This window comes from Allokutzneria sp. NRRL B-24872, assembly GCF_002155965.1.
Classification (GTDB): Bacteria; Actinomycetota; Actinomycetes; order Mycobacteriales; family Pseudonocardiaceae; genus Allokutzneria.
In genome coordinates, this window is record NZ_MUMH01000073.1 from 35,278 (window position 1) to 60,920 (window position 25,643).

Genomic DNA, 25,643 nt, shown 5'->3' on the forward strand with positions numbered 1-25,643 from the left:
CACATCTAGGAGGAACCCCGAAAATGCCCATCAGCAGGTTGGCGCGCAGATTCGCAACGGTGACCGCGGCGGTCGCCATGTCGGTCTTCTTCATGTCCGCGGGCTACGCCGGCGCCGCCACGGTGGACGCCGACGTTGACGCGAAGGTCGGCGCGAACGTCGGCGTCGGGGTCAGGCTTCCCGTCAAGGTCGGCGTCGGTGTCGGCGTCAAGGCCCCGATCAAGGTCGGCGTCGGCGTTGGCGGCCCGATCCGGGTCGGTGTCGGCGTCAAGGCCCCGATCCGCGTCGGTGTCGGCGCGGGTGTCGGCGTTGGCGTCGGTGCCGGCGTTGGCGTCGGTGCGAACCTCGGCGTCAAGGTCAAGCTGCCGATCAGGGTCGGCATCGGCATCGGCGCGAAGGTCGACGCTGACGTCGACGCGGGTGTCGGCGTCGGCGCCGGTCGCTCCGCCGCCCCGAAGCTCGTCGACGCCAAGGTCGACGCGAAGGTGGACGCCGCCGCCGGTGTCCGCGTCTCCGCGGCTGACCTGAAGGTCAAGCTGGCCGCCAAGGTCGACGCCAAGGTCGACGTGGCCGCGGCCGTGAAGCTCGACAAGATCGGCGCGTGCGTCAGCGCCCCGAGCATCGGCGCCTCCGCGTCGGCGAACCCGGCCGTCAAGGTCGGCGGCGGTGGCATCCTCGGCGCCCTGAGCATCAAGCCGAAGATCACCGGTCTGAACGCCTGCGTCGGCATCGGCTGATCCAGCGCACCAGCACTGAAGCGGGAGCCCCGGTCATCGACCGGGGCTCCCGCTTTGCGTCTGTCGTCCGGGGAGGGTCAGGCGCCGACCGTCATCCACTGCCGCATCGCGTGCTCGACCAGGGTGATCAGCGCGTGCTTGGTGGATTCCTTGGTGCGCGCGTCGCAGGTGACGATCGGGATGGAGTCGTCGATCGTGAGCGCGTCGCGGACGTCTTCGATGCGGTGGTGCAGCATGCCGTCGAAGCAGTTGAGCGCGACGATGTAGGGCAGCTGGCGGTCGTCGAAGAAGTCGATGGAGGCGAAGGCGTCGGCGAGCCTGCGGGTGTCCACCAGCACGACCGCGCCGATGGCTCCGCGGACGAGGTCGTCCCACATGAACCAGAAGCGGTGCTGGCCGGGCGTGCCGAACAGGTACAGGATCAGGTCCTGGTCCAGCGAGACGCGGCCGAAGTCCATCGCCACCGTGGTGGTGACCTTGCCGGGCGTCGCCGAGAGGTCGTCGACGCCGACGCTGGCCTCGGTCATCACGGCTTCGGTGGTCAGCGGAACGATCTCGGAGACCGAACCGACGAACGTCGTCTTCCCCACCCCGAAGCCGCCGGCGACCACGATCTTCGCCGAGGTCGTCGCCTGCCGGGTGTCCGGCGTGTGCGGGTCAAAGCCTGCGGAGGCCACTCAGCACCCTTTCGAGGAACCCGAGGGACGGCCGGTCCCCCATGACCAAGCCGCTCTGGTGGATCATGACGAGGCCGAGGCCCGCCATGTCACCGATCAATACGCGTACCACGCCCAGTGGCAAACGCAAGTGCGCGGCGACTTCTGCAACCGATCGGGTCTCCAGGCAGAGCCCGCAGATCGACCTGTGCTCTGGCAGCACGGCAGCGTCCCGTTCCCGGCCGCGGTCGCTGGTGGAGATCAGCGCCTCGATGGCCAGGTCGTAGTCGGGCCGCGTGCGCCCGCCGGTCCGGGTGTAGGGCCGGACCAGCGAACCGGACTCGGTGAACGGGTCGGGCTCGTGCACGACCTGCTGCGCGGGGACCGAGGGGATCGGGGACTCGTCCACCGCTCCGCCGCCGAACAGGTCCGCGCCGGGCCCGCCGAACAGGCCGGTCCCGCCGAGGCCGTCGCGCGGCGACATCAGCGGGGGCTCCTGCGCGGACGCGCCGGCGCCCTCGCGCTCGTCCTCGGGTTCGTCGTAGCGGAATCCACCCAGCGCCCACTCCCGGTAGTCGAAGCGGTCACTGGAGAACCCGGGTCCCGTCGTCATCGCGACCTCACCCCACCCGACTCCTCACTTACCTGCGCGAGACGCCCTGCAGCTGCGCCCGCAACTCCGGCGTGAGCTGCTGGCCGACCCGGTCCACGAGCAGGGTCATCTCGTAGGCGACCAGGCCGATGTCGCAGTTCGGCGCCGCGAGCACGGACAGGCAGGCACCGTTGCTGATCGACATGAGGAACAGGTAACCCCGCTCCATCTCCACCACGGTCTGTGCGACGTTGCCCGCCTCGAAACACCGCGCCGCTCCCTGGGTGAGGCTGACCAAACCGGACGACACCGCGGCGAGCTGTTCGCCGCGATCGCGCGGCAGTCCCTGGGACGCGGCGAGCAGCAGGCCGTCCGCCGAGACCACGACCGTGTGGGCGACGCCCGGGACTCTGCGCACGAAGTCGGTGATCAACCAACCGAAGGTGCCAGGCTGCTGGACCGACTCGTTCACTGCTGCTCCTCGTCCTGACGGCCATGACCTGGGCCGGACTGCTCCGTCTGACCGCGGTCGGCGGCCAGCGTCTCAATCCTGGCATGCCGGCCTCTGCGCAGACCCTGCTGGAAGCTCGACATCCTGCCACGGACGTTGTCCGCCGTGCGAGGAGTCTGCGGGGCCTTGGCTGACGGAGCGGAGGCGGGGGCCTGCGAGCGGGGTGCCGCCGAGCCCGGCATGAGCTGGGCCTTCGGCACCCGCTTGGGCAGCCCCGCCGTGGTCACGCCCTGGCTGACGGGGTTGTTGAGCAGCGAGTTCGCCGCCTCCCAGCCCTCGTCACCCGGGGACTGCCACACCGACTGCGGCACGCTCGGCGCCGCGGTCTCTTCGGGCTCAGCCGCACGGGCGGGCCGCTGGCGCTTGGGCAGCGCGTTCGACCGCTGCTTCGGCGCGACCTCCGCCTTCGGCTGGGCTTCCGGCTTCGGCTGGGCTTCTGCCTTCGGTTGGACCAGCGGCTCGTCGACGGTCGCGCTGAGCGCGGGCTCGCCGAGCGGCATCTCCCTTGCGGGCGCGGCCTGCTGGGGCTCGGCCGCCTGGAACCACTGGGACAGGATCTCCTCGTATATCGGCAGCCGCTCGGTCGGCGCGTCGTCGCGGGGGATCTCCCTCGGCCGGGTGCCGTTGAAGCCCTGCTGGGCGGGAGCCGCGGCGGGCGCGGGATCGCAGGAGCCGGAGAACTCGCCGTTGAGCTCGGGGTGCTGGTCCTCGTAGCGCACCGGGGGCTGCTCGTCGCCGGGCAGCTTCGGCGGCTTGGCCGGGTCCAGCTCGCCGTCGGCCGCGACCACCTGGATGTCCAGGTCCAGCGGCGGGATGTCCTTCTTGGCGGGCTGCTCGGCTTCGGCCTCGGTGTCGGTCTCAGCCTCGGGCTCGGTGCCGTCGGCCTCGGCGAGCGCGCGCGTGACGTCGCCGACCGTCAGCGGCGGGGTGCCGCTCACGCTCGGGTAGCTCGACGCCTGGCTGGTCTCGGCCGGGGTGTGCACGAACAGCGAGTTCGTGTGGAACTCCGGCTCGGGCTGGCTCGGCTGGCTGACCGGAGCGGGCTGGCTGGGTGCGCTGGGCTGGCTGGGCGCGCTCACCGCGGCCACGCCGGTCACGGTGCCGGTGACCGGGCCACCGAGGGTGGTGGTGCGCGGCGGGACCGGCTGCACCAGGTCGGCCGGGATGACCACGAGCGCGGTGGTGCCGCCCTCGATGTCCTCGTTGGAGCGCAGCTTGACCTGGACCTGGTGCCGCTTGGCCAGCCTGCCGACCACGAACAGGCCCATCCGGCGGGACACCGCGACGTCGACGTCCGGCGGCTCGGCGAGGCGCTGGTTGGCCTCGCGGATCTCGCCGTCGGGCATGCCGACGCCCCGGTCGGAGATCTCCACGGCCAGCTCGCCCTTGCGGGTCCGCGCGGTCCGCACGACGACCTTGGTCTGCGGGTCGGAGAAGGCGGTGGCGTTGTCCAGCAGCTCGGCGACCAGGTGCACGAGGTCGTTCACCGCGCGGCCCTGGATCGCCAGGTCGGGCGCCTGGCCGACCTGGACCCTGGCGTACTGCTCGACCTCGGAGACCGCGGCGCCGATGACGTCGGAGATCGGCACCGGCTTGGTGAGCCTGCGGGTGAGGTCGTTGCCGGAGAGCACCAGCAGGTTCTCGCTGTTGCGGCGCATCCGGGTGGCCAGGTGGTCCAGCTCGAAGAGGTTGGACAGCTGGTCGGGGTCCTGCTCGTCCTGCTCCAGCCGGTCGATCAGGTTCAGCTGCCGCTCCACCAGCGCCTGGCTGCGCCGGGAGAGGTTGACGAACATCGAGTTGACGTTGTCGCGCAGGATCGCCTGCTCGGCGGCCAGCCGGACGGCCTCGCCGTGCACCGCGTCGAAGGAGCGGGCCACCTGGCCGATCTCCTCGGTGGTGTGCACGGGCACCGGGGCCACGGCGATCTTGGCGGCCGCGGTCGGGTTCGGCGCGGCGAGGATCTTCTCGACGGCGTCGGGCAACTGGTGGTCGGCGACGGCGAGCGCGGTCTTGCGCAGCACGCGCAGCGGGCGCAGCAGGGACCGGGCGACGAACAGCGCCAGGATGACCGCGAGGGCCAGGGCGCCGAGCACGAGCGCGGAGTCGCGGACGGCGTTGGTGCTGGCCGTGGTCGCCAGGCTGGAGCTGTCGTTGCGCAGCTGCTCCAGCAGTTTGGACTCGACGTCGTAGATCAGGTTCACGGTCAGCGTCGCCGCGACGTCCCACTGCTCGGGGGTCGCGGTGAGCTGCTGGTTGGCCTCGGCGTTCTGCAGCGCCGATTCCTCGATGTTGTTGGCGACGTCGACGATGAAGCCGGTCACCATGTCGTCGAAGAGCCTGCGCTGCTCGGAGGTCGCGGCCTTGCGGAAGTCGTTGCGCGCGGCCTGCAGCTCGGCGTCGACGGCGAGCAGCTGGCGCAGCTGGCCGGGCGCGAACTTCTTCTGCTGCAACGCATCCAGCAGGATCGCCCGCTTGCGCGAGGTCTGCTCCTTGACCCTGGCCACCGAGAGCACGCTGCCCTGCAGGTTCATCAGGGCCGGGTTGTCGGTCTGGGCGAGGCCGAGCTCGGTCAGCGAGAGCAGTTCGTCGATGGACTCGCTGTAGGAGCGCAGCAGCGCTTCCTCGGGGTAGCGGGAGTCCGGTCCCTGGACGGCTTGGCGGAGCTTGGTGAGCCGGTCGAGCTGCTGGGCGGCCTTGTCGTAGATCGTGGCGTGGCCGGGGGACAGTTCCGGGCCCAGTTCCTTGACCTGCTTGCGGAACTCGTCGACCGAGTCGACGACGCGCTTGCGCTGGCGCTCCATCACGACCTGGTCGCCGCTGCGCCCGCTGGAGACGAAGCGCACGGTCAGGTCGCGCTCGCGCTGGAGGTTGTGCACCAGGACGGAGACCGTGCCGCTCAGGCGGACCTGGTTGGCCAACTGCTCCAGCTTGGTCGCGGCGGCGAGGTCGCTGGTCACCCGGAGCCCGCCGAGCGCGAGGGCCGCGACGGTGGGGATGAGCAGGACGGCCAGCAGTTTGGTCCGCAGTCGCCAGTTCCGCAGCCGCCACCGCGAGGCGGGCGGGTCCTGTTCGGTGTCGGTCACCGGCGCCACGGTGGACTCGGCGGCGTGATCGCCGGCCTCGCCTCCGTCACGCTTCGCAGCCGTCCCGTCACCCGTTTCAGGGTTTTCGGGTGGAAGGGCTTCCCCTTCACCGGTCCGGCTGGGACCTCTCTCTCGACGCGCCACCCTGGGCTTCCTCTTCCGGCAGCAGTAACTCGATCCCTCCCCGGACCGAGGTCGGACTTGCGAATGCGGGCCGCATTGCAGCACAGTCCCAGCCGCCAACGCCAGTCTCACCGGCGCTGACCAGCGGACTTCCCCTGCGACAGGGCCACGGGTCGCTAGCCAGGGGAGCGTAGTGGTACGGACCAGCGAACGGGAAGATGAGACAGCGGACAGTGTCTGAAGTTGTGACTCTATTCCCTCTTGTGGGTGGATAGCATCGCCACGCCTTCCCCGGCATGTCACCGTGAGTTGATCACAGAACGAGGAGTCGGCATGACCATCCGAGCCTTCCGGCGCGCGTTCGCGCTGCTGGCCAGCGCGGTCGTGCTGGCGAGCACCAGCGGTTGCGGGCTGTTCACCAGCACGGAGCAGGCCTCCGCGCCCAAGCCGGAGCGCGGCACGCTGCGCATCGGCGTGCTGCCCAGCGTCGACGTGGCCCCGCTCTACCTGGCGCGCAACGAGAAGCTGTTCGCCGACGCGGGGCTTCAGGTCGAGCTGATCGTTGTCAACGACGACAACTCCGCGGTGCAGCAGCTGGAGAGCCAGACCCTCGACATCGCCTTCGCCAGCCACGTCACGCTGCTGCGCGCCGTGCACTCCGGCAAGGAGCTGCAGTTGCAGGGCGAGGCCTACCAGGCGGCCCGCAACACCATGGCCCTGGTCACGCTCGCCGACTCCGACTACGACAACCCGGGTGAGATCCAGAAGCCGAAGATCGCGGTCAACCGCAAGGACGACCTCGGCACGCTGACCACCGAGAGCGTTTTGCAGACCGCAAACGTGCAGAAGAGCAACATCAAGTGGACGCCGATGGCGTTCGCGGACATGACGGCGGCGCTGAGCAACAAGTCCGTCGACGCCGCGTGGATGATGGAGCCCTGGATCACCAAGGCCCAGCGCTCGCTGGGTGCACGCGTGCTGACCGACACCGCGCGCGGCTACACCCTCGACTTCCCGATGTCCGGGTACGCCTCCAGCAAGAAGTTCGCCGACTCCTACCCGAAGACCCTCGCTGCATTCCGCAACGTGCTGGAGAAGGCGCAGGAGCTCGGCACCAACAAGCTCGCCGTGCAGGAGGTGCTGACCGAGTACGCGGAGGTCGACGCGCAGACCGCGGGCCTGGTCTCGGTGGGCACCTACCCGGTCTCGATCAACCCGGTCCGGCTCCAGCGGGTCGCCGACATGATGGAGACCTCGCAGCTGCTCACCAGCCGCCTCGACGTGCAGCAGCTGCTGCCTCCGGCGACGGTGTCCTAGCTCCTTATATATAGAACAGACTTCCGAAGTTCTGGTTGTCCCCTGAGAGGGGCGCCCCAGGGGCATGGGGCGCCCCTCACGCGCGTCTAGGGAACCCTGCGCCGGGCCCGCGTCTTCATGATCAGCGGGACCACGACGGCCAGCAGCGCCAGCGCGAGCATCGCCTGCGCGAACGGCGTGCCGACGAGCGCGGCCGGATCGCCCTGGTTGACCAGCAGCGTCTTGCGCAGGTTGTCCTCGGCGATCGGCCCGAGGATCAGGCCGACGACCGCGGGCACCACCGGCCAGCCGTAGCGGCGCATCGCGTAGCTGAGCGCGCCGATCCCGAGCAGCACCAGCAGGCCCTGCCAGGACTGGCTGGAGGCGTAGGCGCCGAGCGAGGCGCACACGAGGATGCCCGCGTAGAGATAAGGACGCGGGATCTGCAGGATCTTCACCCAGATCCCGGCCAGCGGCAGGTTCAGCACCAGCAGCATCACGTTGCCGATGCACAGCGACGCGATCAGCGTCCACACCAGCTCGGGCTGCATCTCGAACAGCAGCGGCCCCGGCTGGATGCCGTAGCTGCCGAAGGCCGAGAGCATGATCGCCGCCGTCGCCGACGTGGGCAGCCCGAGCGTGAGCAGCGGGACCAGCACTCCGGCGACCGCGGCGTTGTTCGCGGCCTCGGGACCGGCGACGCCCTCGATCGCGCCCTTGCCGAACTCCTCCGGGTGCTTGGACAGCTTCTTCTCCACCGCGTAGGAGAGGAAGGTCGTCACCACCGGACCGCCCGCGGGCATCACGCCGAGCGGGAAACCGATCGCGGTACCGCGCAGCCACGGCTTCCACGAGCGCTTCAGGTCCTCCTTCGGCAGCCACCACGTCCGGCTCACCGGCACCAGCTCCGGCGGCGCGTGCCGCATCCGGGAGGCCACGTACAGCGTCTCCCCGACCGCGAACATGCCGACCGCGGCGATCACCACGTCCACACCGTTGGCCAGCTCGAACAGGCCGAAGGTGAACCTCGGCTGGCCGGAGACCGAGTCGAGCCCGATCAGCCCGAGCGCGAGCCCGACCGACAGCGAGGCCACCCCGCGCAGCGGTGAGGAGCCGAGCATCGCCGAGACGGTGCAGAAGGCCAGCACCACCAGCGCGAAGTAGTCGGCCGAGGTCAGCGTCACCGCCCAGTCCGCCATCACCGGCGCGAGCAGGGCCAGCAGCACCGTGCCGATCGTGCCCGCGACGAACGAGCCGATCGCCGCCGTGGCCAGCGCCTGGGCGCCGCGGCCGAGCTTGGCCATCTTGTTGCCCTCGAGCGCGGTGATGATCGACGCCGACTCGCCGGGGGTGTTGAGCAGGATCGAGGTGGTCGAGCCGCCGTACATGCCGCCGTAGAACACCCCGGCGAACAGGATGAACGCCGAGGTCGCGGGCACCGAGAAGGTGATCGGCAGCAGCAGTGCGACGGTCATCGCGGGGCCGATCCCGGGCAGCACCCCGACCAGCGTGCCCAGCAGCACGCCGAGCAGCGCGAACATCAGGCTCTCGGGGGTCAGGGCGGCGGCGAAGCCCTGCACGAGGTAGTCGAACGAGCTCACGTCACGTCCACATCTGGAAGGGGCCGCCGGGCAGGTACGCCCCGAGCCCGAACACGAAGATCGCCCACAGCCCGATGGCCAGCCCGAACGAGCTGGCCAGGACCACGAGCCAGCGGCGGGCACCGAGCGCGGCGGCGGTGCCCGCGAAGAGCACCGTCGCCGCGAGCGGCCAGCCGATCGGCTCGATGAGCAGCGCGTGCGCCGCGAAGAGCACGATCACCACGAGCATCGCCCGCCAGTCGGTGCGGCGGTCGGTGTCGACGTCCTCCCCCTCCTCCGGCGGAGCGGACTTGCCGCGCAGGACCTGCACGGCGAGCAGCACCGCGAGGACCACGAGGAGCCCGCCGATGAGGTAGGGGAACAGTCGCGGCCCGGCCGTCGCGGCGCTGCGCGGCACCACGATGGCCGGGGTCTGCACGAGGACGTAGACGCCCGCTGCCGCGAGCAGTGCGACGAGGACGAGCTCGCCGCTGAAGCGCCGTACCAAGCTAGTTCACCAGGCCGATCTCTCGGAGGACCTTTCGCGCGGCAGCATCCTCGGTCTCGATGTAGGAGTCGAACTCGGGGCCGGTGAGGAAGGCGTCGTCCCAGTCCTTGGCCTTGAGGGTCTGCTTCCACGCGGGCGAGGCGTGCAGCTTCGTCACCGCGTTGACCAGGCGGGTCTTCGCCTCGTCGCTGAGGCCGGGGCGGGCCACGACACCGCGCCAGTTCAGGTAGGTCAGTCCGATGCCCTGCTCGGTGAGGGTCTTGACCTCGGGAAGCAGCTTGGAGCGCTGGGCGCCGGAGACGCCGATCGCGCGCAGCTTGCCCGACTTGATGTGCTCGGCGTACTCGGTGATGCCGGAGATGCCCGCCTTCGCCTCACCGGAGAGCAGCCGGGCGACCGACTCGCCACCACCGGCGTTGGGCAGGTAGGTCAGCTGGGCGGGGTCGATGCCGACGCGGTCGGCGATCAGCCCGGCCAGGATGTGGTCGACGTCGGCGACGTAGCCGCCGGTGATCACCATGCCCTTGGGGTCACCGCGCCATGCGGTGAGGAACTGCTCCAGGTTGCGGTGCGGGGCGTCGGCGGGGACCACCAGCGCGAGGCTCTCGCCGGTGAGGCGGGCGATCGGCGTGGTGTCCTTGAGCGTCTTCTCGGACTTGTTGTTGATGATGCCCGCGACCATGACCTTGCCCATCTGCATGAGCAGGTCGTCGTCCTTTTCCCCGACGAGCTTGTTCAGCCCGGCGACGCCACCCGGTCCTTCCAGATTGAAAACCTGCACGCCGGATGCGAGTTTTTCTCGCTGTAGTACGTCCTGGAGCGCTTGGGCGGTTTGGTGCCACCCACCGCCGGGTTTGGCCGGGACCAAGATCCGCAAGCCGTCGATGGAGCCCTCACCCGACACGGAGGGAGTGGTGCAGCCCGCGGCGAGGCTGGCTGTGATCAGCAGTGATGCGAACAGGAACTGGCGGCGGCGTGTCACGGGCGGCTTCCTTCGGTGGGACTGGCGGCGAGCCACGCGCGAACTTTTCACAACAATTGGACTTGTTCGGCGTGACGGCGCATCCCAACACAGGTATGGAGGCCGACGCACACCGGGAGTGAATATTCGGGGGATTCAGAAATCAATATTGCTAATCAGCTCCGGCGGCCTCGCGCCCGGAGAATCAGCGGAACGATCACGGCGAGCAGTGCCAACGCGAACATGACCTTCGAGAAGGTGCTCGACAGGAGCGCGCTCGCGTCGCCCTGGCTGATCTGCAGCGCCTTGCGCAGGTTCTCCTCGGCGACCGGCCCGAGGATCAGGCCGAGCACCGCGGGCGCGACCGGCCAGCCGTAGCGGCGCATGGCGAAGCCCAGCGCGCCGATCACCACGAGCACGATCAGCCCGGCCGCCGACTGGCTGGAGGCGAACGCGCCGAGCGAGGCGCACAGCAGGATGCCGCCGTAGAGGTAGGGGCGCGGGATGCGCAGCAGCTTCACCCAGATCCCGGCCAGCGGCAGGTTCAGTACCAGCAGCAGCACGTTGCCGAGGTAGAGCGAGGCGATCAGTGCCCAGACCAGCTCGGGCTTGGTGTCGAACAGCAGCGGGCCGGGCTGGATGCCGTAGCTGGTGAACGCGGCGAGCATCACCGCCGCCGTCGCCGACGTGGGCAAACCCAGTGTCAGCAAGGGAACCAGCACTCCGGCCGCGGCCGCGTTGTTGGCGGCCTCGGGCCCGGCGACGCCCTCGATCGCGCCCCTGCCGAACTCGTTGTCCTTGCCCGCCAGCTTCTTCTCGGCCGCGTAGGACAGGAAGGTCGTCACGTCGGCGCCACCGGCGGGGACCGCTCCGATGGGGAAGCCGATGAAGGTGCCGCGCAGCCACGGCTTCCACGAGCGCTTCAGATCGGCCTTCGGCAGACCCCACGTCGTGCCGACCGGGATGACGTTCACCGGGCCGTGCCGCAGCCGCGAAGCCACGTAGATCGACTCGCCGACCGCGAAGAGGCCGACCGCGGCGATCACCACGGGGATGCCCCGGTTGAGCTCGTCGACGCCCATCGCGAAGCGGGACTGGCCGGTGATCTTGTCGATGCCGACCAGGCCGAGGTAGAGCCCGACCGACAGCGAGGCGACGCCGCGCAGGGGTGAGTTGCCCAGCATCGCCGCGACGGTGCAGAACGCCAGCGCGGTCAGCGCGAAGTAGTCGGCCGAGGTCAGCGAGGTCGCCCAGGTCGCGACGGGGACCGCGACCAGGGACAGCAGCAGCGTGCCGATCGTGCCCGCGACGAAGGAGCCGAGCGCGGCGGTCGCGAGCGCCTGCGCGCCCTTGCCCGCCTTGGCCATCTTGTTGCCCTCGAGCGCCGTCACGACCGAGGCCGACTCGCCAGGGGTGTTGAGCAGGATCGACGTGGTGGAGCCGCCGTACATGCCGCCGTAGTAGATCCCGGCGAACATGATCAGCGCGGCGGCGGGCGGCACGGTGAAGGTGATCGGCAGCAGCAGCGCGACGGTCATCGCCGGGCCGATCCCCGGCAGCACTCCGACCAGCGTGCCCAGCAGCACGCCGATGAGCGCGAAGAGCAGGTTCTGGGCGCTCAGCGCGCTCGCGAAGCCGTCGAGGAGGAGGTCAAGCGAGCCCATGCACCAACCCCTGCAACGGTCCGCCGGGCAGGTAGGCGCCCAGCCCGAACACGAACACCGCCCACAGGCCGACCGCGAGCACGAGCGCGCTCACCGCGATCAGCCACCACTTCCTGGCGCCGAGCACGACCGCGACGCCGGAGAACAGCAGCGCGGCGGCGAGCGGCCAGCCGATCGGCTCGATCAGCACGGCGTGCGCGGCGAACAGCACGATCAGCAGCACCACGGCCCGCCAGTCGGTGCGGCCGTCCGGGTCGACGTCCTCGCCCTCCTCGGGCGGAGCCGCCTTGCCGCGCAGGACCTGCACGCCCAGCAGCACCGCGACCCCGACCAGCAGCCCGCCGATCAGGTACGGGAACAGCCGGGGTCCGGCGTTCTCCGCCATCGGCGGCACCATGATCGACGGCGTCGTGGCCAGCGTGTAGGCGCCCAGCCCGGCGAGCAGCGCGACCAGCAGCAGCTCGCCGCTCGGCCGGGTCCTCACTTCACGGCACCGATCTCCTTGAGCGCCTTGCGCACCGTGCCGTCCTCCTGCTCGATGAACTTGGCGAACTCCTCGCCGGTGAGGAAGGAGTCCTCCCAGTCGTTGCTCTTGAGCACCTGCTGCCAGGTCGCGCTGTCGCGCATCTTCCTGATCATCTCGACGTACTGCTGCTTCACCGAGTCCGACAGCCCTGGCCGCGCGACGACACCGCGCCAGTTCAGGTAGCTCAGCGCGATGCCCTGTTCGGTCAGCGTCTTGACCTCGGGGATCAGGTTGGAGCGCTTCTGCCCGGAGACCGCGATCGCGCGCAGCTTGCCCGACTTGATCAGGTCCTTGTACTCGCCGACCCCGGAGATGCCCGCCTTGACCTCGCCGGAGAGCAGCTTCGGGATCGACTCGCCACCGCCGCTGTTGGGCACGTAGTTCAGCTGCGCGGGGTCGATGCCGACGCGGTCGGCGATCAGCCCGGCCAGGATCTGGTCCGCGCCACCGGCCGAACCGCCGGTGATCACCGTGCCCTTGGGATCGGCGCGCCACGCGGAGAGGAACTGCTCCAGGTTGCGGTAGGGCGCGGTCTCCGGGACCACCAGCACCAGGCTCTCGCCGAGCAGCCGCGCGATCGGGGTGGTGTCCTTCAGCGTCCGCTGGGCGTTCGCGCTGATGATGCCGCCGACCATGACCTGGCCCATCACCATCAGGACCTTGTCGTCCTTCTCCCCGGCCAGTTGGTTGAGGCCGTTGACGCCGCCAGCGCCCTCGACGTTGTAGACCTGCACCGGCGCCGCGGCGAGCCGGTCGCGCTGGAGCACGTCCTGCAGGCTCTGCGCGGTCTGGTGCCAGCCACCCCCGGGCTTCGCGGGTGCCATGATCCGCAGTCCCGTGACGGGCGCGCCGGAGGCTCCGCCTGCGCTGGGGTTGCATCCGGCGACCAGCGCCGCGACTGTGCTGAGGGCGCCGACGAGCAGGGCACGACGTGACATGGTTTCGGATCTCAGCACACTGTGACGACGGCCACCAGAGTCGCCAGACGAATGGGGTAAATCGCGGCGACTACGTGGCGGCGTCCGGCTTGCCCAGGCAGTAGGTGGTGGCGGGTTCGCTGTAGGTCCACGCCGAGTCCGGGTTGCCGCACAGCGCCCCGTCCGACTGGCCGTCGTGCGCCTTCACGACGCGGATCGCCCCCGCCTGCGTGCAGCCTGCCCTGACCAGGTCGGTGTCCAGTCCGGAGCCGGTGACCACGAAGCAGTCGCCCTCCCTGGCGTTCGCCATCAGGCAGAGCTTGAGCCCGCCGGTGCGGCGCGTGCGCTCCCAGTACTCGATGTAGTCCCCGTGCGGGCAGGCCCCGTCGCTGTCGTCGAGCTTCTTCGCGACCTTGTACGTGGCGCGGGCGTCTTCGCAGGTCACGATGGACACGGTCGGATCTGTGCCGCCCCCGGCCAGCGCGACGCACTCCCCCGCGGCGACCTTCTGCGCGTCTCCCCTGATCAGGAAGTACCCCGTGAGGACCAGCGCGAGCACCACCAGCGGCACCGTGATCCGCGCCTGAAAGCTCCGGCGTTTCGGCGCGGGCTGCTGCGGGATGAAGTGCGGCCTGCCCTCGTCCTCCGGGCGCGACGGGGCGAAGGCGGGGCGCCCGTGCTGGGCGTACCCCAGGCGTCCCTGGCGATCGGGCTGGTGCGGTGGGGTCGTCACCGTCAGTCCTCTTTCGTCCCCGTGGCGTTCCGTGACAGCGGGTGAACAATGTAGCCCCGACGGGTGACCGCACGCAGGGTGGAACACGGCGCGCGTGTCAGGGGTTGCTTCTACGGTGCAACACTTGGAGTACGGAGTGCGAACGCGAGGAGTGCACGAACTGTGACCGACGGCCCACTCATCGTCCAGTCCGACAAGACCCTGTTGCTCGAGGTCGACCACCCGGCAGCAGGTGACGCGCGGATCGCCATCGCGCCGTTCGCCGAGCTGGAGCGCGCGCCGGAGCACGTGCACACCTACCGCGTCACGCCGCTCGCGCTGTGGAACGCCCGCGCGGCGGGTCACGACGCCGAGCAGGTCGTGGACGCGCTCGTCCGCTTTTCCAGGTACTCCGTGCCGCAGCCGCTGCTGGTCGACATCGTCGACACGATGGGCCGCTTCGGCCGGTTGCAGCTGGCCAACCACCCCGCGCACGGGCTGACGATGCACTCGCTCGACCGCGCGGTGCTCGAAGAGGTGCTGCGGCACAAGAAGATCTCCCCCATGCTCGGCGCGCGCATCGACGACGACACCGTGGTCGTGCACCCCAGCGAGCGCGGGCGGCTCAAGCAGATGCTGCTCAAGATCGGCTGGCCCGCCGAGGACCTCGCGGGCTACGTGGACGGCGAGGCGCACCCGATCTCCTTGGCGGAGAAGGGGTGGGCGCTGCGCGACTACCAGCGGATGGCGGCGCAGGCCTTCTGGGCGGGCGGCTCCGGCGTGATCGTGCTGCCGTGCGGCGCTGGCAAGACGATGGTCGGCGCGGCCGCGATGGCCGAGGCGCAGGCGACCACGTTGATCCTGGTCACCAACACCGTCGCGGGCAGGCAGTGGAAGCGCGAGCTGATCGCGCGGACCTCGCTGACCGAGGAGGAGATCGGCGAGTACTCCGGTGAGCGCAAGGAGATCCGCCCGGTCACCATCGCCACCTACCAGGTGATCACCCGCAAGACCAAGGGCGAGTACAAGCACCTGGAGCTGTTCGACTCCCGCGACTGGGGCCTTGTCGTCTACGACGAGGTGCACCTGCTGCCCGCGCCGGTCTTCCGGATGACCGCCGACCTCCAGTCGAGGCGGCGGCTCGGGCTGACCGCGACCCTGGTCCGCGAGGACGGCCGCGAGGGCGACGTGTTCTCGCTGATCGGCCCGAAGCGCTACGACGCGCCGTGGAAGGACATCGAGGCGCAGGGGTGGATCGCGCCCGCCGACTGCGTCGAGGTCCGGGTCACGCTGACGGAGAACGAGCGGCTGGAGTACGCCACCGCCGAGGCCGAGGACCGGTACAAGCTGTGCTCCACCGCGCGCACGAAACTGCCTGTGGTGCAAGCGATCCTGGACCGCCACCCCGGTGAGCCGACGTTGGTGATCGGCGCGTACCTCGACCAGTTGGAGTCGCTCGGCGAGGCCTTGAACGCGCCGGTGATCCAGGGCTCCACGAAGAACAAGGAGCGCGAGCAGCTCTTCGACGCTTTCCGCACCGGGGAGATCAGCACGCTGGTCGTGTCGAAGGTCGCCAACTTCTCCATCGACCTGCCCGAGGCTTCGATCGCCGTGCAGGTCTCCGGTACCTTCGGTTCCCGCCAGGAGGAGGCTCAGCGGCTCGGGAGGTTGTTGCGCCCCAAGGGAGACGGCCGTCAGGCGCACTTCTACTCGGTGGTCTCGCGGGACACGCTCGACACCGAGTACGCGGCGCACCGGCAGCGCTTCCTCGCCGAACAGGGCTACGCCTACCGGATCGTGGACGCCGACGACCTGCTCGGTCCCGCGCTGCCCGAGATCGGCTGAGCGTGTCGTTCTCTGTGGTCGGCGTGTACGCGCTGCCGCTGCGGAATCGCTTTCGCGGCATCACTGTGCGGCACGGCGTGCTGTTGGAGGGCTCGGCGGGTTTCGGGGAGTTCTGCGCGTTCGAGGACTACTCCGACGCGGAGTCCGTTCCGTGGCTGGCCGCTGCCCTTGAGTCGTGTTCCGGCTCGTGGCCGACGCCGGTTCGGTCGCGGATTCCCGTCAACTGCACCGTTCCCGCCGTGTCCGCTGCACGGGCTTTCGAGATCGTGGCGGCTTCGGGGTGCTCGACCGCCAAGGTGAAGGTCGCCGATCCTGGTCAGTCCATTGTGGACGACTGCGAGCGGGTCGCCGCTGTGCGATCGGCACTCGGACCTTCGGGCGCTGTCCGCGTGGATGCCAACATGGCGTGGTCGGTCGATGCGGCCGTGGCCGCGATCCGTTCACTGGACCGCGCCGCTGGCGGCCTGGAATACGTGGAGCAGCCTTGCGCAACCTTGGATGAACTCGCCGCTGTCCGCAAGCGTGTGGACGTCCGCATCGCCGCCGATGAGTCGATCCGGCGCGCTTCGGACCCGTTGAAGGTGGCGGTGGCGGGCGCCGCTGATGTGGCCGTGCTCAAGGCGACTCCGCTCGGCGGGGCCCGGAAGGCGTTGGAGGTCGCGGAAGCGTGCGGGCTGCCGTGCGTGGTTTCTTCCGCGTTGGAGTCCAGCGTGGGTTTGGCGGGCCAGCTCGCTTTGGCCGCCGCGCTCCCGTCGCTCGATTTCGCTTGTGGGCTGGGGACGATCTCGTTGTTCACCGAGGACGTCACGTCGAATTCTCTTCGCCCCGTCGACGGTTTTCTTCCCGTGCCCGCGCGCGCCGCCGCGCCGTCGTTGTTGGAGGGCGTGCGCGCCGACGCCGAGACCGAGCGCAGGTGGCTTTCCCGCTTGGACCGCGTCGCCGCACTCCTACCCGCGTAGCCCGCGCTCCCCTCGTTCGCCCGCGCACCTTCTCCGCCCGTTTCCCTCCACTCCACCCAGCTCCCCCTTCAAGCGTTTTGGCAACGTCTTGCGAAAGAGAGCGCTCCCCAATCGCAACACGTAGCCAAAACGTCGTTCCCCGGCGCCTGTCGCTCACGCGCTCGCGCGCGGGGCCCTCCCCCGCTTTCCATTGTGCCGGACGGGGGTGACGGTCGACGTCGTTCGCGGGGCAGGTGCGGGTGAGTTGTCCACACCGGGGAAGTTGTCCACATGTCGATCTTCGGGGGTTGTCGGGCGGTGGTCGGCCGGACAGGCTGGAGGCACCAACGAGATCGGGAGGTGGTCGACATTGCCCTGCCCCACAACCGAATAGTGAGATCGCGAGAGCGGATCTTGGTCAGCTTCCCTTGCGGGTCAGGATCTCCTTGTTCGCGCCCAGGCTCCGGACGATGCGTTCGGTGCGGGTGACGGCTTCCCTGTTCCGCGTCGACGCGGGCGCCGTGCTGAGGTCCAGCAAACGGATCGGCGGACCCAGCTCGACCAGCGTCGGCGAGAACTCAGCGGTCCCGACCTTCCACTTCGCCCCGTCGCGGACGAAGGTGAACCGGGCGATGGCGCCCTCCTCGCTCACGCCACGCGGTTCCGCGTGCTTGGCGATGTGGTTGCCGAGACCGTAGGCCACCCACTTGTCACCGATCTTCTCGAACGGCTGCACGACGTGCGCGTGGTGCCCGATGATCAGATCCACGGCCGGATCACCGAGGATCTTGCGGGCGAGCTGCTTCTGCTCCGACGTCGGCTCGTGCTTGAACTCCGTGCCCCAGTGCAGGCTGGCGAGAACGACCTCGGCCCCCGCCGCCTTCGCGGCGCGGGCGGCGGTGAGCACCGCGTTGGCGTCGAGCTTGTTGGACAGCCACGGCTTGTCCGAGGGCACCGGGATGCCGTTGAACCCGAAGGTGAACGACACGTGGCCGACCTTCACGCCGTGCACGTCGATCACCCTGGGCTTGGCGGCCTCCGCCGCCGAGCGCGCCGAGCCGGTGTGCGCGATGCCCGCCGAGTCCAGCGCGTCGAGCGTGCGGGTCACGCCAGCGGCACCCTGGTCGATGGTGTGGTTCGAGGCCGTCGAGCAGGCGTCGTAGCCGGTGTCGGCCAGGCCCTTGGTGACCTCGGGCGGAGCGCTGAAGTTGGGGTAGCCCTTGAACGGGCCCCCCGCCGGGGCGATCGGCACCTCCAGGTGGCAGATCGCCAGGTCCGCGGAGGAGATCGACGGCTTCACGCCGGCCAGCAGGGGGCCGTAGTCCCGTCGCCCCTGGCCGTCCTCGGTGGCCTGCGTGGTCAGCTCCGGGTGGATCAGCACGTCTCCGGTCGCCGCCACGGTGAACGAGTCACCGGAGGGCACTGAGGACGACGTGGCGCCCGACGACGAGGGAGCGGCCGGGGTGGACGAGGACGCGGGCGGGGGTGTCTCGGTGGAGCACGCCGCGAGTGCGGCCGCGCACAGCGTGGCCGCGGCGATGCGGCTCGTCCGGCTTCCCCTGGATGTCATGGGCATTGTCTACAGGACGCTCAGGGGTCGCTCCGGGTTGGTTTCCGGGAGCACCCCGATGTCCGGGGCACGTTTCCGGGCGAGAGTGGAGTCATGTTCGACACCGACACCACCACCCAGTCCGGGAGCTCGGTCCGCCGGTTCCGCCGCAGCCGTACCGACCGGATGGTCGCTGGGGTGTGCGGAGGCGTCGCCAGGGTCCTCAACGTGGATGCGGCGCTGCTGCGCATCCTGCTCGTCGCGGCGACCCTGCTCGGCTTCGGCGCGGGCGCGGTCCTCTACCTCGTCTGCTGGATTCTCATGCCCGAGGACGCCTGAACGCGTCACGAACTCGACGCCGGGGCCGCGGACGCCTGTTAGCGCCTGCGCTCCGTGGCCTCGGCGTTGAGCCGGGGGTGGCAGCCCCCGGCGCCCTTCGCCGGAGGGCCCGCGCCTACCTCGGCAGACCCGGCACGCCCGGGCGGGTCTGCCAGGGGTGCGGGCCCGCGAGCGGCCGGTACTCCACGCCCAGCGCGTCCAGCCTGGGCAGGTGGTGGTCGGTGAGCCTGCGCAGGAACGCATCGGGGTCGCGTTCCGCCGGGCTCCACACGACCTCCGCGAACGCCGACAGGCGCGGGAAGGCGGCGTAGTCCAGCCGCCTCGGCGTGTCCAGGTGCTCGGTCCACAGCTGAGCCTGTGCGCCGAGGACCCGGGTCACCGCATCCGCGTCCAGCCCGCTCGGGACGGGCTCGTAGGCGTAGACGTCGGCGAGGGTTCGGAGGTAGCCGACCGGGATCGGCTCATCAGGGTGATCGGCCCGCCGGTGATCCAGGTAGACGTGCTGTTCGGGGCACATGACCACCTGGTGACCCGCGCGGGCCGCGTCCACCCCGGCCTGCTCACCGCGCCACGAGGCCACGATCGCGCCCGGGGGCAGGTCGCCGACCTCGGCGATCTCGTCCCAGCCGATGATCCGCCTGCCGCGCTCGGCGAGGTGCACGGCCATCTGCCTGATGAACCAGCCGTGCAGCTGCGCCTCGGTGGTCAGGCCGTGCTCGGCCATGCGCGCCCGCGCTTCCGGGCTCTCGCGCCACTGGTCCAGTGGGACCTCGTCACCGCCGACGCAGATGATCTCCGAGGGGAAGACCTCGATCACCTCGTCGAACACGTCGCGGAAGAACTTCACGGTCGCGTCGGACATGTTGACGACGTTGGGGTTGATGCCCCAGCCGGTCCACACCCCGAGGGGTTCACCGGTGTTGCCCAGCTCCGGGTACGCGGCGATGGCCGCCTGGGTGTGCCCGGGAACGTCGATCTCCGGGACGACGGTGATGCCCCGATCTCCGGCGTAGGCGACGATCTCGCGCAGGTCGTCCTTGGTGTAGAAGCCACCGTGCGGACGGTCGTCGAGCGCGCCGAGCTTGCCGTGGCCAACCGTGGACCGCTCCCGCCAGCCGCCAACGGCGGTGAGCCTGGGGTAGCGCTCGATCTCCATGCGCCAGCCCTGGTCATCGGTCAGGTGCAGGTGCAGCACGTTGAGCTTGTGCGCGGCCATGAGGTCGAGGAACCGGAACACGTCCGACTTCGGCAGGAAGTGCCTGGCGACGTCGAGCAGGCAGCCACGCCAACCGAAGCGCGGGCGGTCCAGGACCGTGCCGCAGGGCAACGCCCACTGTCCATTGTGGATAGATGAGCGGCGGAAGGCGGCTGGCCCCAGGAGCTGGCGCAGGCTCTGCGCGGCGTAGCACGCCCCGGCCTCGTCGGCTGCGTCGACCCGCACGGATATCGGCGTGATCTCCAGGCGGTAGCCCTCGGCGGGCAGCGAGTCGTCCAGCGAGAACGTGATCGCCGACGAGCCGGACTCGGTCAGCGGAAACCCCGTGGCGGCGCGGAGTTGGGTGCGCAACCAATCAACGGCGGGCAGCGGGCCGGTCAGCGCCGTCGCCTCGTCGAGCGGGAAGACCCCCTCAGCGGCCGTGGCTTCGGCGGGACGCGGCAGCAGGACATCGAACGGCGACAACACCGCTCACCCCTTCACGGCCCCGGCGAGGCCGGAGACCAGTCGTCGTTGCACGAGCACGAAGAAGATCAGCACGGGGATCGTCATCAGCGTGGAGCCCGCCATGATCGCGCCCCAGTCGTTCTGGTCCGGTTTGAAGAACGCCAGGATGCCCAGCGGCAGGGTCTGCTGCTCCGACGCCGAGATGATGAACGTCTTGGCGAACAGGAAGTCGTTCCAGGCGTGGATGAACGACAGCACGCTCGTCGCGACCAGACCCGGAGCCACCAACGGGAACAGCACCTGCCAGGTGAACCGGAACCGACTGGCGCCGTCGAGGGTGGCGGCCTCCTCCAGCTCCACCGGCACCGCCGCGACGAAGCCGCGCAGCATCCAGATCGCGAACGGCAACCCGAAGGCCAGGTGCACCAGCACGAGCGAGCCGAGGTGGTTCAACCCGAACGCCGGTGCCACGTCGCCGACGGACTTCATCACGAAGAACAGCGGGATGGTCAGCGCCTCGACCGGGGCCATCTGCGCGACGAGCAGCATCACCAGCAGCACCGTGCGACCGCGGAAGCGGAACCTGGTCAACGCGATCGCGGCGAGGAAAGCGCACAGCAGCGCGAAGAACACCACGATCAGCGCGACCACGACGCTGTTGAGGAAGTAGCGCCCGAAGTTCTGCACGTCGAGCACCCGGCGGAAGCTGTCCAGCGTCGGGGCGAGCGTCCACGGCCGAGGGGACGTGGAGAGCACTTCGCCCTCGGGCTTGAGCGCGGTCAGCACCATCCAGTACAGCGGGAACGCGACCACGATCGCGATCAGCACGGTCACGATCTCCGCGACCGTCCTGTGTGGACGTTTGACGACGAGTTTCACAGCGGCTCCCCCGACCGGCGCAGCGCGCGCAGGTAGACCAGCGTCACGGCGAGCAGCAGCACGGTCATCACGACGCCGATCGCCGAGCCCATGCCGTACTCGGACGCGGCGAACGCCTTCTGGTAGGCGTAGACGTTGAGCACCAGGTTGTTGCCCGCGACTCCGCCGCCGCCGGTCATCACGTAGATCTGGGTGAAGAGCTTGAAGTCCCAGATGATCGACTGGATGGTCACGATCACCAGCAGCGGTCGCAGCAGCGGCAGCATCACGGTCCGCACCGTGCGCGCGGTCGAGGCGCCGTCGAGCGAGGCGGCCTCCAGGATCTCCTTCGGGATCGCGATGATGCCCGCGTACAGCGTGACCATCACGAACGGGAACGAGCACCAGATCACCTGTGCGGCAACGAGTCCGAACGCGACGAACTTGTCGTAGGTCCACGAGTAGTTGGCCATGCCGTCGAAGCCGAGCCCGACCAGCACCTCGTTGACCAGGCCGAAGTCGGTGTCGAAGAGGAACATCCACACCGTGGAGCCCGCGACCGCCGGAGTCGCCCACGCGCCGAGCGCGGCGAGGAACAGGATCATCCTCGGCACGGCGCGCACCCGCGACGCGAGCACCGCGAGCGCTCCCCCGACCGCCAGCGTGCCGAGCACGCAGACCGCCGCGAACCCGACCGTCTGCGTGAGCACGGTCCAGAACTGCGCGTCACCGAAGAGCTTCTGGTAGTTGCCGAGGCCCAGGAACTCCAACGGAGCCCCGCCGCTGGCCTGCTCCTGGCCGTAGTCGAAGAGCGAGATCAGGACGAGTTGGTAGAGCGGATAGCCGAGCAGGCCGACCAGGATCAGCAGGGTGGGCGCGAGGTACCTCGCCGCCGCCCAGCCGTCACCGCGTCGTTTCCCTTGCCGCGCAGGCACATCGTGCACCGGCTCGGCGACCATGACCTGGTGTGTCATCGCGACCGCCTAGGAGGTGAAGGCCGAGTTCATCAGCTGCGCCGCCGCTGAGCTCGCCTGGTCGACCGGCTGCGCGCCGGTGATCACCTGCTGGATCATGTTGGGCAGCACCGCCTGCGCGTCGATCTTGGCCCACGCCGGAGTGGCCGGGACGAACCGCGTGCCCGCCTCCGAGGTGGTGATGAACGGCTTCACGAACGGGTCGTTGGCGCCGAGGGTGCGCTGCAGGTCGGAGAAGGTCGGCAGGTTTCCCATGGCCCGGTACAGCTTCTCCTGGTACTGCTTGCCGCCGAGCAGCTGCATGAAGTCCTTGGCGAGCGTGCGCCGCTGCGTGGACTTGAGCACGCCCAGCAGGTTGCCGCCGGCGAACGCGGGTGCCACCGAGCCCGCCGCGTTGCCCGGCAACGGGACCACGGCGTACTTGCCCTTCGCCGCTCCGGCTTCCACGGCCTGGCGGTTGAAGTTGCCGCCGATGGTCATCGCGGCCTTGCCGGAGACGAACTGCTGCACGCTCGCGTCGCCGCCGTTCTGCGCGCACTGCGCGGGCGGGCAGATGTCGTCCTTGAGCAGCTCGGTGTAGCGGGCGATCCCGGCGCGAGTGGACGCACTGTCCACAGTGGAGGACCACTTCCCGTTGTCCTGCTTGGCGATCTCGCCACCAGCGGCCCAGACGAAGGGGAGCATCGCGTAGGTGTACTTGCCGCCGACGGAGATGCCGTACAGCTCCGGCTTCGCCTGCCTGATCCGGCGCGCGAGCGGGGCGATCTCCTCGATGGCCTTCGGCGGCTGCACGCCGAGTTCGGCAAACACGTCGGTGCGGTAGTACAGCGCGCGCAGCCCGACGAACCACGGAACGCCGTAGACCTTGCCGTCCACCTTGCCCGTCTCCAGCACCGACGGACTGAGGTCCTTGCCCTCCGGCCACGCGGCGATGTCCGCGGTCAGATCGGTGAAGCCGCCCGAGGCCACGTAGCCGGCGAGGTCGGTGTTGCCGAACTCGGCGACGTCCGGCGCGCTCTTCGCGTCACTGAAAGCCGCCTTGAACCGCTCGGCCCGCGAGGCGATCTGGATGTACTGGACGTCGACCTTGACCCCGGCGTTGCGCGCCTCGAACTCCTTGACGGCCTCGGCGACCACCGCTTCCTTGGGCGCGCGGTTGACCTCGTCGAACAGCCAGACGCGCAGCGTGCCGGACTTCTCGTCCGTGCCGCTGGACTGCGAGGTCGACTGCACCGGGGCGCAGCCCGAGAGCGCGAGCGTGCCCAGCGCGCCGATCACCAGAAGCCGCCTCAGCCTCATCTTCCGACCTCCGTTGCATATCGTGCAACTGCTGTTTCACAATGGGCAATGGATCGGATGCTAAGTGGTCTGAACCAGGGCGACAAGAGACGGCGAGGGGCACCTTCCCCGCGGGAAGGTGCCCCTCGATGAACGAACGCGCTGGTCAGGCCGTGTTGTGACCCCCGCCGTGACACAACTGTGCCCATTCGCGAACTGACTTCGCGTCCACGGCTCCAGCCCAGCCCTGCGGCCGGACAGCACTGCCGACGTGGAACCCGTGCGCCCCGGCGGCCTTGAGCGGTGCCACGTGCTCGTGCTTGAGCCCACCACCGACGAGCAGGTGCAGCGGGTCCTGCCGGAGCGCCAGTTCGCGCAGCACCGGCATGCCGTGCTCGACCCCCTTCGGGGCACCCGAGGCCAGCACGGTGTCCGCGCCGAGGTTCTCCACCTCCGCCCACGAGAGCAACGGGTCGGCCGAGTTGTCCAGCGCGCGGTGGAAGGTCCAGCGGCAGCCGTCCAGCTCTCCCAGCAGTTCACGGCAGGCGTTGAGGTCGAGGTTGCCGTCCTGGCGGAGGAAGCCGAGCACGAACTCCGTCGCCCCCGCCGCTCGCAGCTCCGCCGCGCTCTTGCGCAGGCCCGCGAGATCGGCCGGGCGGTAGCCGTCCTGGTCGCGGAGCATGACGCGCACCGGCAGCGTCGTCGTGGCGAGCACCGCCCTGGTCACCTCGACAGCGGGGGTGAGCCCGCCCGCCGACATGTCGGAGACGAGTTCGAGCCGGTCTGCGCCACCGGCCTGGGCGGCCTCGGCGTCCGTGGGGTCCAGCGCGATGACTTCCAGCATGGAGCCATGCTAGTGGTCTAGACCTTTTCTGCGGCAGGGCCACTCGACCCATTCCGCCGGGGAATCGTTCCGAGCGGGAGCACCGCGCTCGCGTACCCGACGCGACGGCTCGCCCGGCAGCTGCGGCTGGGTGTTCCGGTCGGCGTTGGGTCGAGGGTTGGTGCGGTTGGAGACCGTTTCGGCGGGGGTTCGGTGTACTTGAAGACCGGTGAACCACCCTGGCGGGGAGGACTGCGGCGGGGACGTGGTGCTGGCCTCCGCGTGGGCGTGGCGCCGATGCCGCGTTTGGTGCGGTGAACTCCCTGAATGACTCATTCAGGGAGCTCAAGTACCTCAATGAGTCATTCAGGGAGAAAGCGGAGAAAGGGAAGGGGCCCGGTCCTGGTGGACCGGGCCCCTTCGGGTGCTGCGGGTGGTGCTGGTGGTGCTGGGTGGATCAGAAGTCCATGCCACCGGCGTCCGGGGCGGCCGGAGCGGCGCCGGCCTTCTCGGGCTTGTCGGCGACGACGGCCTCGGTGGTCAGGAACAGACCAGCGATGGACGCGGCGTTCTGCAGCGCGGAGCGGGTGACCTTGGCCGGGTCGATGATGCCCGCGGCCACGAGGTCCTTGTACTCGTTGGTGGAGGCGTCGAGGCCCTCGCCGGACTTGAGGCCCTTGACCTTCTCCACGACAACGCCGCCCTCGAGGCCGGCGTTGACCGCGATCTGCTTCAGCGGGGCCTCGACCGCGACCTTGACGATGTTGGCACCAGTGGCCTCGTCGCCGGTCAGGGTCAGGCTGCTGAACGCCTCGGTCGCGGCCTGGAGCAGACCAACGCCACCACCGGCGACGATGCCCTCCTCGACGGCGGCCTTGGCGTTGCGCACCGCGTCCTCGATGCGGTGCTTGCGCTCCTTGAGCTCCACCTCGGTGGCCGCGCCGGCCTTGATGACCGCGACACCACCAGCCAGCTTGGCCAGGCGCTCCTGCAGCTTCTCGCGGTCGTAGTCGGAGTCCGACTTCTCGATCTCCGCGCGAATCTGGTTGACCCGGCCCTGGATCGCCTCGGCGTCGCCGGAGCCCTCCACGATCGTGGTCTCGTCCTTGGTGATGACGACCTTGCGAGCCGAGCCGAGCAGCGCGATGTCGGCGCTGTCGAGCTTGAGGCCAACGTCCTCGGAGATGACCTGGCCACCGGTCAGGATCGCCATGTCCTGCAGCATCGCCTTGCGGCGGTCGCCGAAGCCGGGCGCCTTGACGGCGACGGACTTGAAGGTGCCGCGGATCTTGTTGACCACCAGGGTCGCCAGGGCCTCGCCCTCGACGTCCTCGGAGATGATCACGAGCGGCTTGCCGGTCTGCATGACCTTCTCCAGCAGCGGGAGCAGGTCCTTGACCGAGGAGATCTTGGAGCCGTACAGCAGGATGTACGGGTCCTCGAGAACGGCCTCCATGCGCTCGGAGTCGGTCACGAAGTAGCCCGAGGTGTAGCCCTTGTCGAAGCGCAT

23 protein-coding genes are annotated in these 25,643 nt (G+C 69.7%); 5 read left to right on the plus strand and 18 right to left on the minus strand.

Annotated elements, in window-relative coordinates:
- The first annotated feature begins 59 nt into the window (after positions 1–59).
- On the plus strand, positions 60–737 hold the full coding sequence (locus CCN37_RS40000; protein ID WP_210408126.1) for a hypothetical protein: 678 nt from the start codon (positions 60–62) through the stop codon (positions 735–737).
- A gap of 77 nt (positions 738–814) precedes the next feature.
- Here the strand turns inward: CCN37_RS40000 and CCN37_RS20055 are convergent, their stop codons facing one another.
- The 4 genes from CCN37_RS20055 to CCN37_RS20070 are packed head-to-tail and all read right to left on the minus strand — an operon-like array spanning position 815 to position 5,579.
- Complete coding sequence (locus tag CCN37_RS20055; RefSeq protein WP_086823239.1) at positions 815–1,414, minus strand: ATP/GTP-binding protein; 600 nt, start codon at positions 1,412–1,414, stop codon at positions 815–817.
- The gene (locus CCN37_RS20060; protein ID WP_086823242.1) at positions 1,395–2,006 is read right to left on the minus strand and encodes a DUF742 domain-containing protein; all 612 of its coding nucleotides are present in this window, start codon (positions 2,004–2,006) and stop codon (positions 1,395–1,397) included. The genes CCN37_RS20055 and CCN37_RS20060 overlap by 20 nt, the downstream gene beginning before the upstream one ends.
- Positions 2,007–2,034: 28 nt before the next feature.
- Entirely contained in the window at positions 2,035–2,457 is a 423-nt protein-coding gene (locus tag CCN37_RS20065; protein WP_086823245.1) for a roadblock/LC7 domain-containing protein, read from the minus strand.
- Positions 2,454–5,579 carry a nitrate- and nitrite sensing domain-containing protein gene (locus CCN37_RS20070; RefSeq protein WP_246843169.1) on the minus strand — a complete coding sequence of 1,042 codons (3,126 nt, stop codon included), beginning with the start codon at positions 5,577–5,579 and terminating at the stop codon, positions 2,454–2,456. The genes CCN37_RS20065 and CCN37_RS20070 overlap by 4 nt, the downstream gene beginning before the upstream one ends.
- A gap of 456 nt (positions 5,580–6,035) precedes the next feature.
- Between CCN37_RS20070 and CCN37_RS20075 the strand changes: the two genes are divergently transcribed.
- A complete protein-coding gene (locus CCN37_RS20075) occupies positions 6,036–7,019 on the plus strand; it encodes an ABC transporter substrate-binding protein (RefSeq protein WP_086823251.1) in 984 nt (327 codons plus the stop codon).
- An 86-nt stretch (positions 7,020–7,105) separates the two neighbouring features.
- On the opposite strand, the gene CCN37_RS20080 is transcribed toward CCN37_RS20075, so the two are convergent.
- The 7 genes from CCN37_RS20080 to CCN37_RS20110 form a co-directional block, all read right to left on the minus strand.
- Complete coding sequence (locus tag CCN37_RS20080; protein WP_086823254.1) at positions 7,106–8,599, minus strand: tripartite tricarboxylate transporter permease; 1,494 nt, start codon at positions 8,597–8,599, stop codon at positions 7,106–7,108.
- A gap of 1 nt (position 8,600) precedes the next feature.
- Positions 8,601–9,086 (minus strand): tripartite tricarboxylate transporter TctB family protein, encoded by a 486-nt coding sequence (locus tag CCN37_RS20085; RefSeq protein ID WP_086823257.1) that lies wholly within the window; start codon positions 9,084–9,086, stop codon positions 8,601–8,603.
- Position 9,087: 1 nt separating this feature from the next.
- Positions 9,088–10,179 carry a Bug family tripartite tricarboxylate transporter substrate binding protein gene (locus CCN37_RS20090; protein ID WP_371504601.1) on the minus strand — a complete coding sequence of 364 codons (1,092 nt, stop codon included), beginning with the start codon at positions 10,177–10,179 and terminating at the stop codon, positions 9,088–9,090.
- A gap of 44 nt (positions 10,180–10,223) precedes the next feature.
- Positions 10,224–11,711: a tripartite tricarboxylate transporter permease gene (locus tag CCN37_RS20095; protein WP_086823264.1), complete on the minus strand. Its 1,488-nt coding sequence runs from the start codon at positions 11,709–11,711 to the stop codon at positions 10,224–10,226.
- Entirely contained in the window at positions 11,698–12,195 is a 498-nt protein-coding gene (locus CCN37_RS20100) for a tripartite tricarboxylate transporter TctB family protein (protein WP_168200758.1), read from the minus strand. The genes CCN37_RS20095 and CCN37_RS20100 overlap by 14 nt, the downstream gene beginning before the upstream one ends.
- A complete protein-coding gene (locus tag CCN37_RS20105; RefSeq protein ID WP_086823267.1) occupies positions 12,192–13,175 on the minus strand; it encodes a tripartite tricarboxylate transporter substrate binding protein in 984 nt (327 codons plus the stop codon). The genes CCN37_RS20100 and CCN37_RS20105 overlap by 4 nt, the downstream gene beginning before the upstream one ends.
- 70 nt (positions 13,176–13,245) lie before the next feature.
- On the minus strand, positions 13,246–13,887 hold the full coding sequence (locus tag CCN37_RS20110) for a hypothetical protein (RefSeq protein ID WP_086823270.1): 642 nt from the start codon (positions 13,885–13,887) through the stop codon (positions 13,246–13,248).
- A gap of 162 nt (positions 13,888–14,049) precedes the next feature.
- Here CCN37_RS20110 and CCN37_RS20115 point away from each other — a divergent pair, with 162 nt between their 5' ends.
- Positions 14,050–15,711 (plus strand): DNA repair helicase XPB, encoded by a 1,662-nt coding sequence (locus CCN37_RS20115; protein ID WP_086823274.1) that lies wholly within the window; start codon positions 14,050–14,052, stop codon positions 15,709–15,711.
- 2 nt (positions 15,712–15,713) lie between these two features.
- Positions 15,714–16,670, plus strand: a complete 957-nt coding sequence (locus CCN37_RS20120) for an o-succinylbenzoate synthase (protein WP_246843170.1) — start codon at positions 15,714–15,716, stop codon at positions 16,668–16,670.
- A gap of 397 nt (positions 16,671–17,067) precedes the next feature.
- Here CCN37_RS20120 and CCN37_RS20125 read toward each other — a convergent pair whose 3' ends face one another.
- Positions 17,068–18,219 carry a CapA family protein gene (locus CCN37_RS20125; protein WP_086823280.1) on the minus strand — a complete coding sequence of 384 codons (1,152 nt, stop codon included), beginning with the start codon at positions 18,217–18,219 and terminating at the stop codon, positions 17,068–17,070.
- 93 nt (positions 18,220–18,312) lie between these two features.
- On the opposite strand from CCN37_RS20125, the gene CCN37_RS20130 reads away from it, so the two are divergent.
- Positions 18,313–18,537 (plus strand): PspC domain-containing protein, encoded by a 225-nt coding sequence (locus CCN37_RS20130; protein WP_086823285.1) that lies wholly within the window; start codon positions 18,313–18,315, stop codon positions 18,535–18,537.
- A gap of 115 nt (positions 18,538–18,652) precedes the next feature.
- Here CCN37_RS20130 and CCN37_RS20135 read toward each other — a convergent pair whose 3' ends face one another.
- From CCN37_RS20135 to groEL, 6 genes are all read right to left on the minus strand, one after another.
- Positions 18,653–20,218, minus strand: a complete 1,566-nt coding sequence (locus CCN37_RS20135) for a beta-N-acetylhexosaminidase (protein WP_086823405.1) — start codon at positions 20,216–20,218, stop codon at positions 18,653–18,655.
- Positions 20,219–20,224: 6 nt separating this feature from the next.
- Positions 20,225–21,079: a carbohydrate ABC transporter permease gene (locus tag CCN37_RS20140; RefSeq protein WP_086823288.1), complete on the minus strand. Its 855-nt coding sequence runs from the start codon at positions 21,077–21,079 to the stop codon at positions 20,225–20,227.
- Positions 21,076–22,017: a carbohydrate ABC transporter permease gene (locus CCN37_RS20145; protein WP_086823408.1), complete on the minus strand. Its 942-nt coding sequence runs from the start codon at positions 22,015–22,017 to the stop codon at positions 21,076–21,078. The genes CCN37_RS20140 and CCN37_RS20145 overlap by 4 nt, the downstream gene beginning before the upstream one ends.
- Positions 22,018–22,041: 24 nt before the next feature.
- On the minus strand, positions 22,042–23,331 hold the full coding sequence (locus CCN37_RS20150) for an extracellular solute-binding protein (RefSeq protein ID WP_086823291.1): 1,290 nt from the start codon (positions 23,329–23,331) through the stop codon (positions 22,042–22,044).
- Positions 23,332–23,476: 145 nt separating this feature from the next.
- The gene (locus tag CCN37_RS20155; protein WP_086823294.1) at positions 23,477–24,154 is read right to left on the minus strand and encodes a copper homeostasis protein CutC; all 678 of its coding nucleotides are present in this window, start codon (positions 24,152–24,154) and stop codon (positions 23,477–23,479) included.
- Positions 24,155–24,590: 436 nt separating this feature from the next.
- On the minus strand, positions 24,591–25,643 hold a 1,053-nt coding region (gene groEL, locus CCN37_RS20160; protein ID WP_143261698.1), incomplete at its 5' end, for a chaperonin GroEL.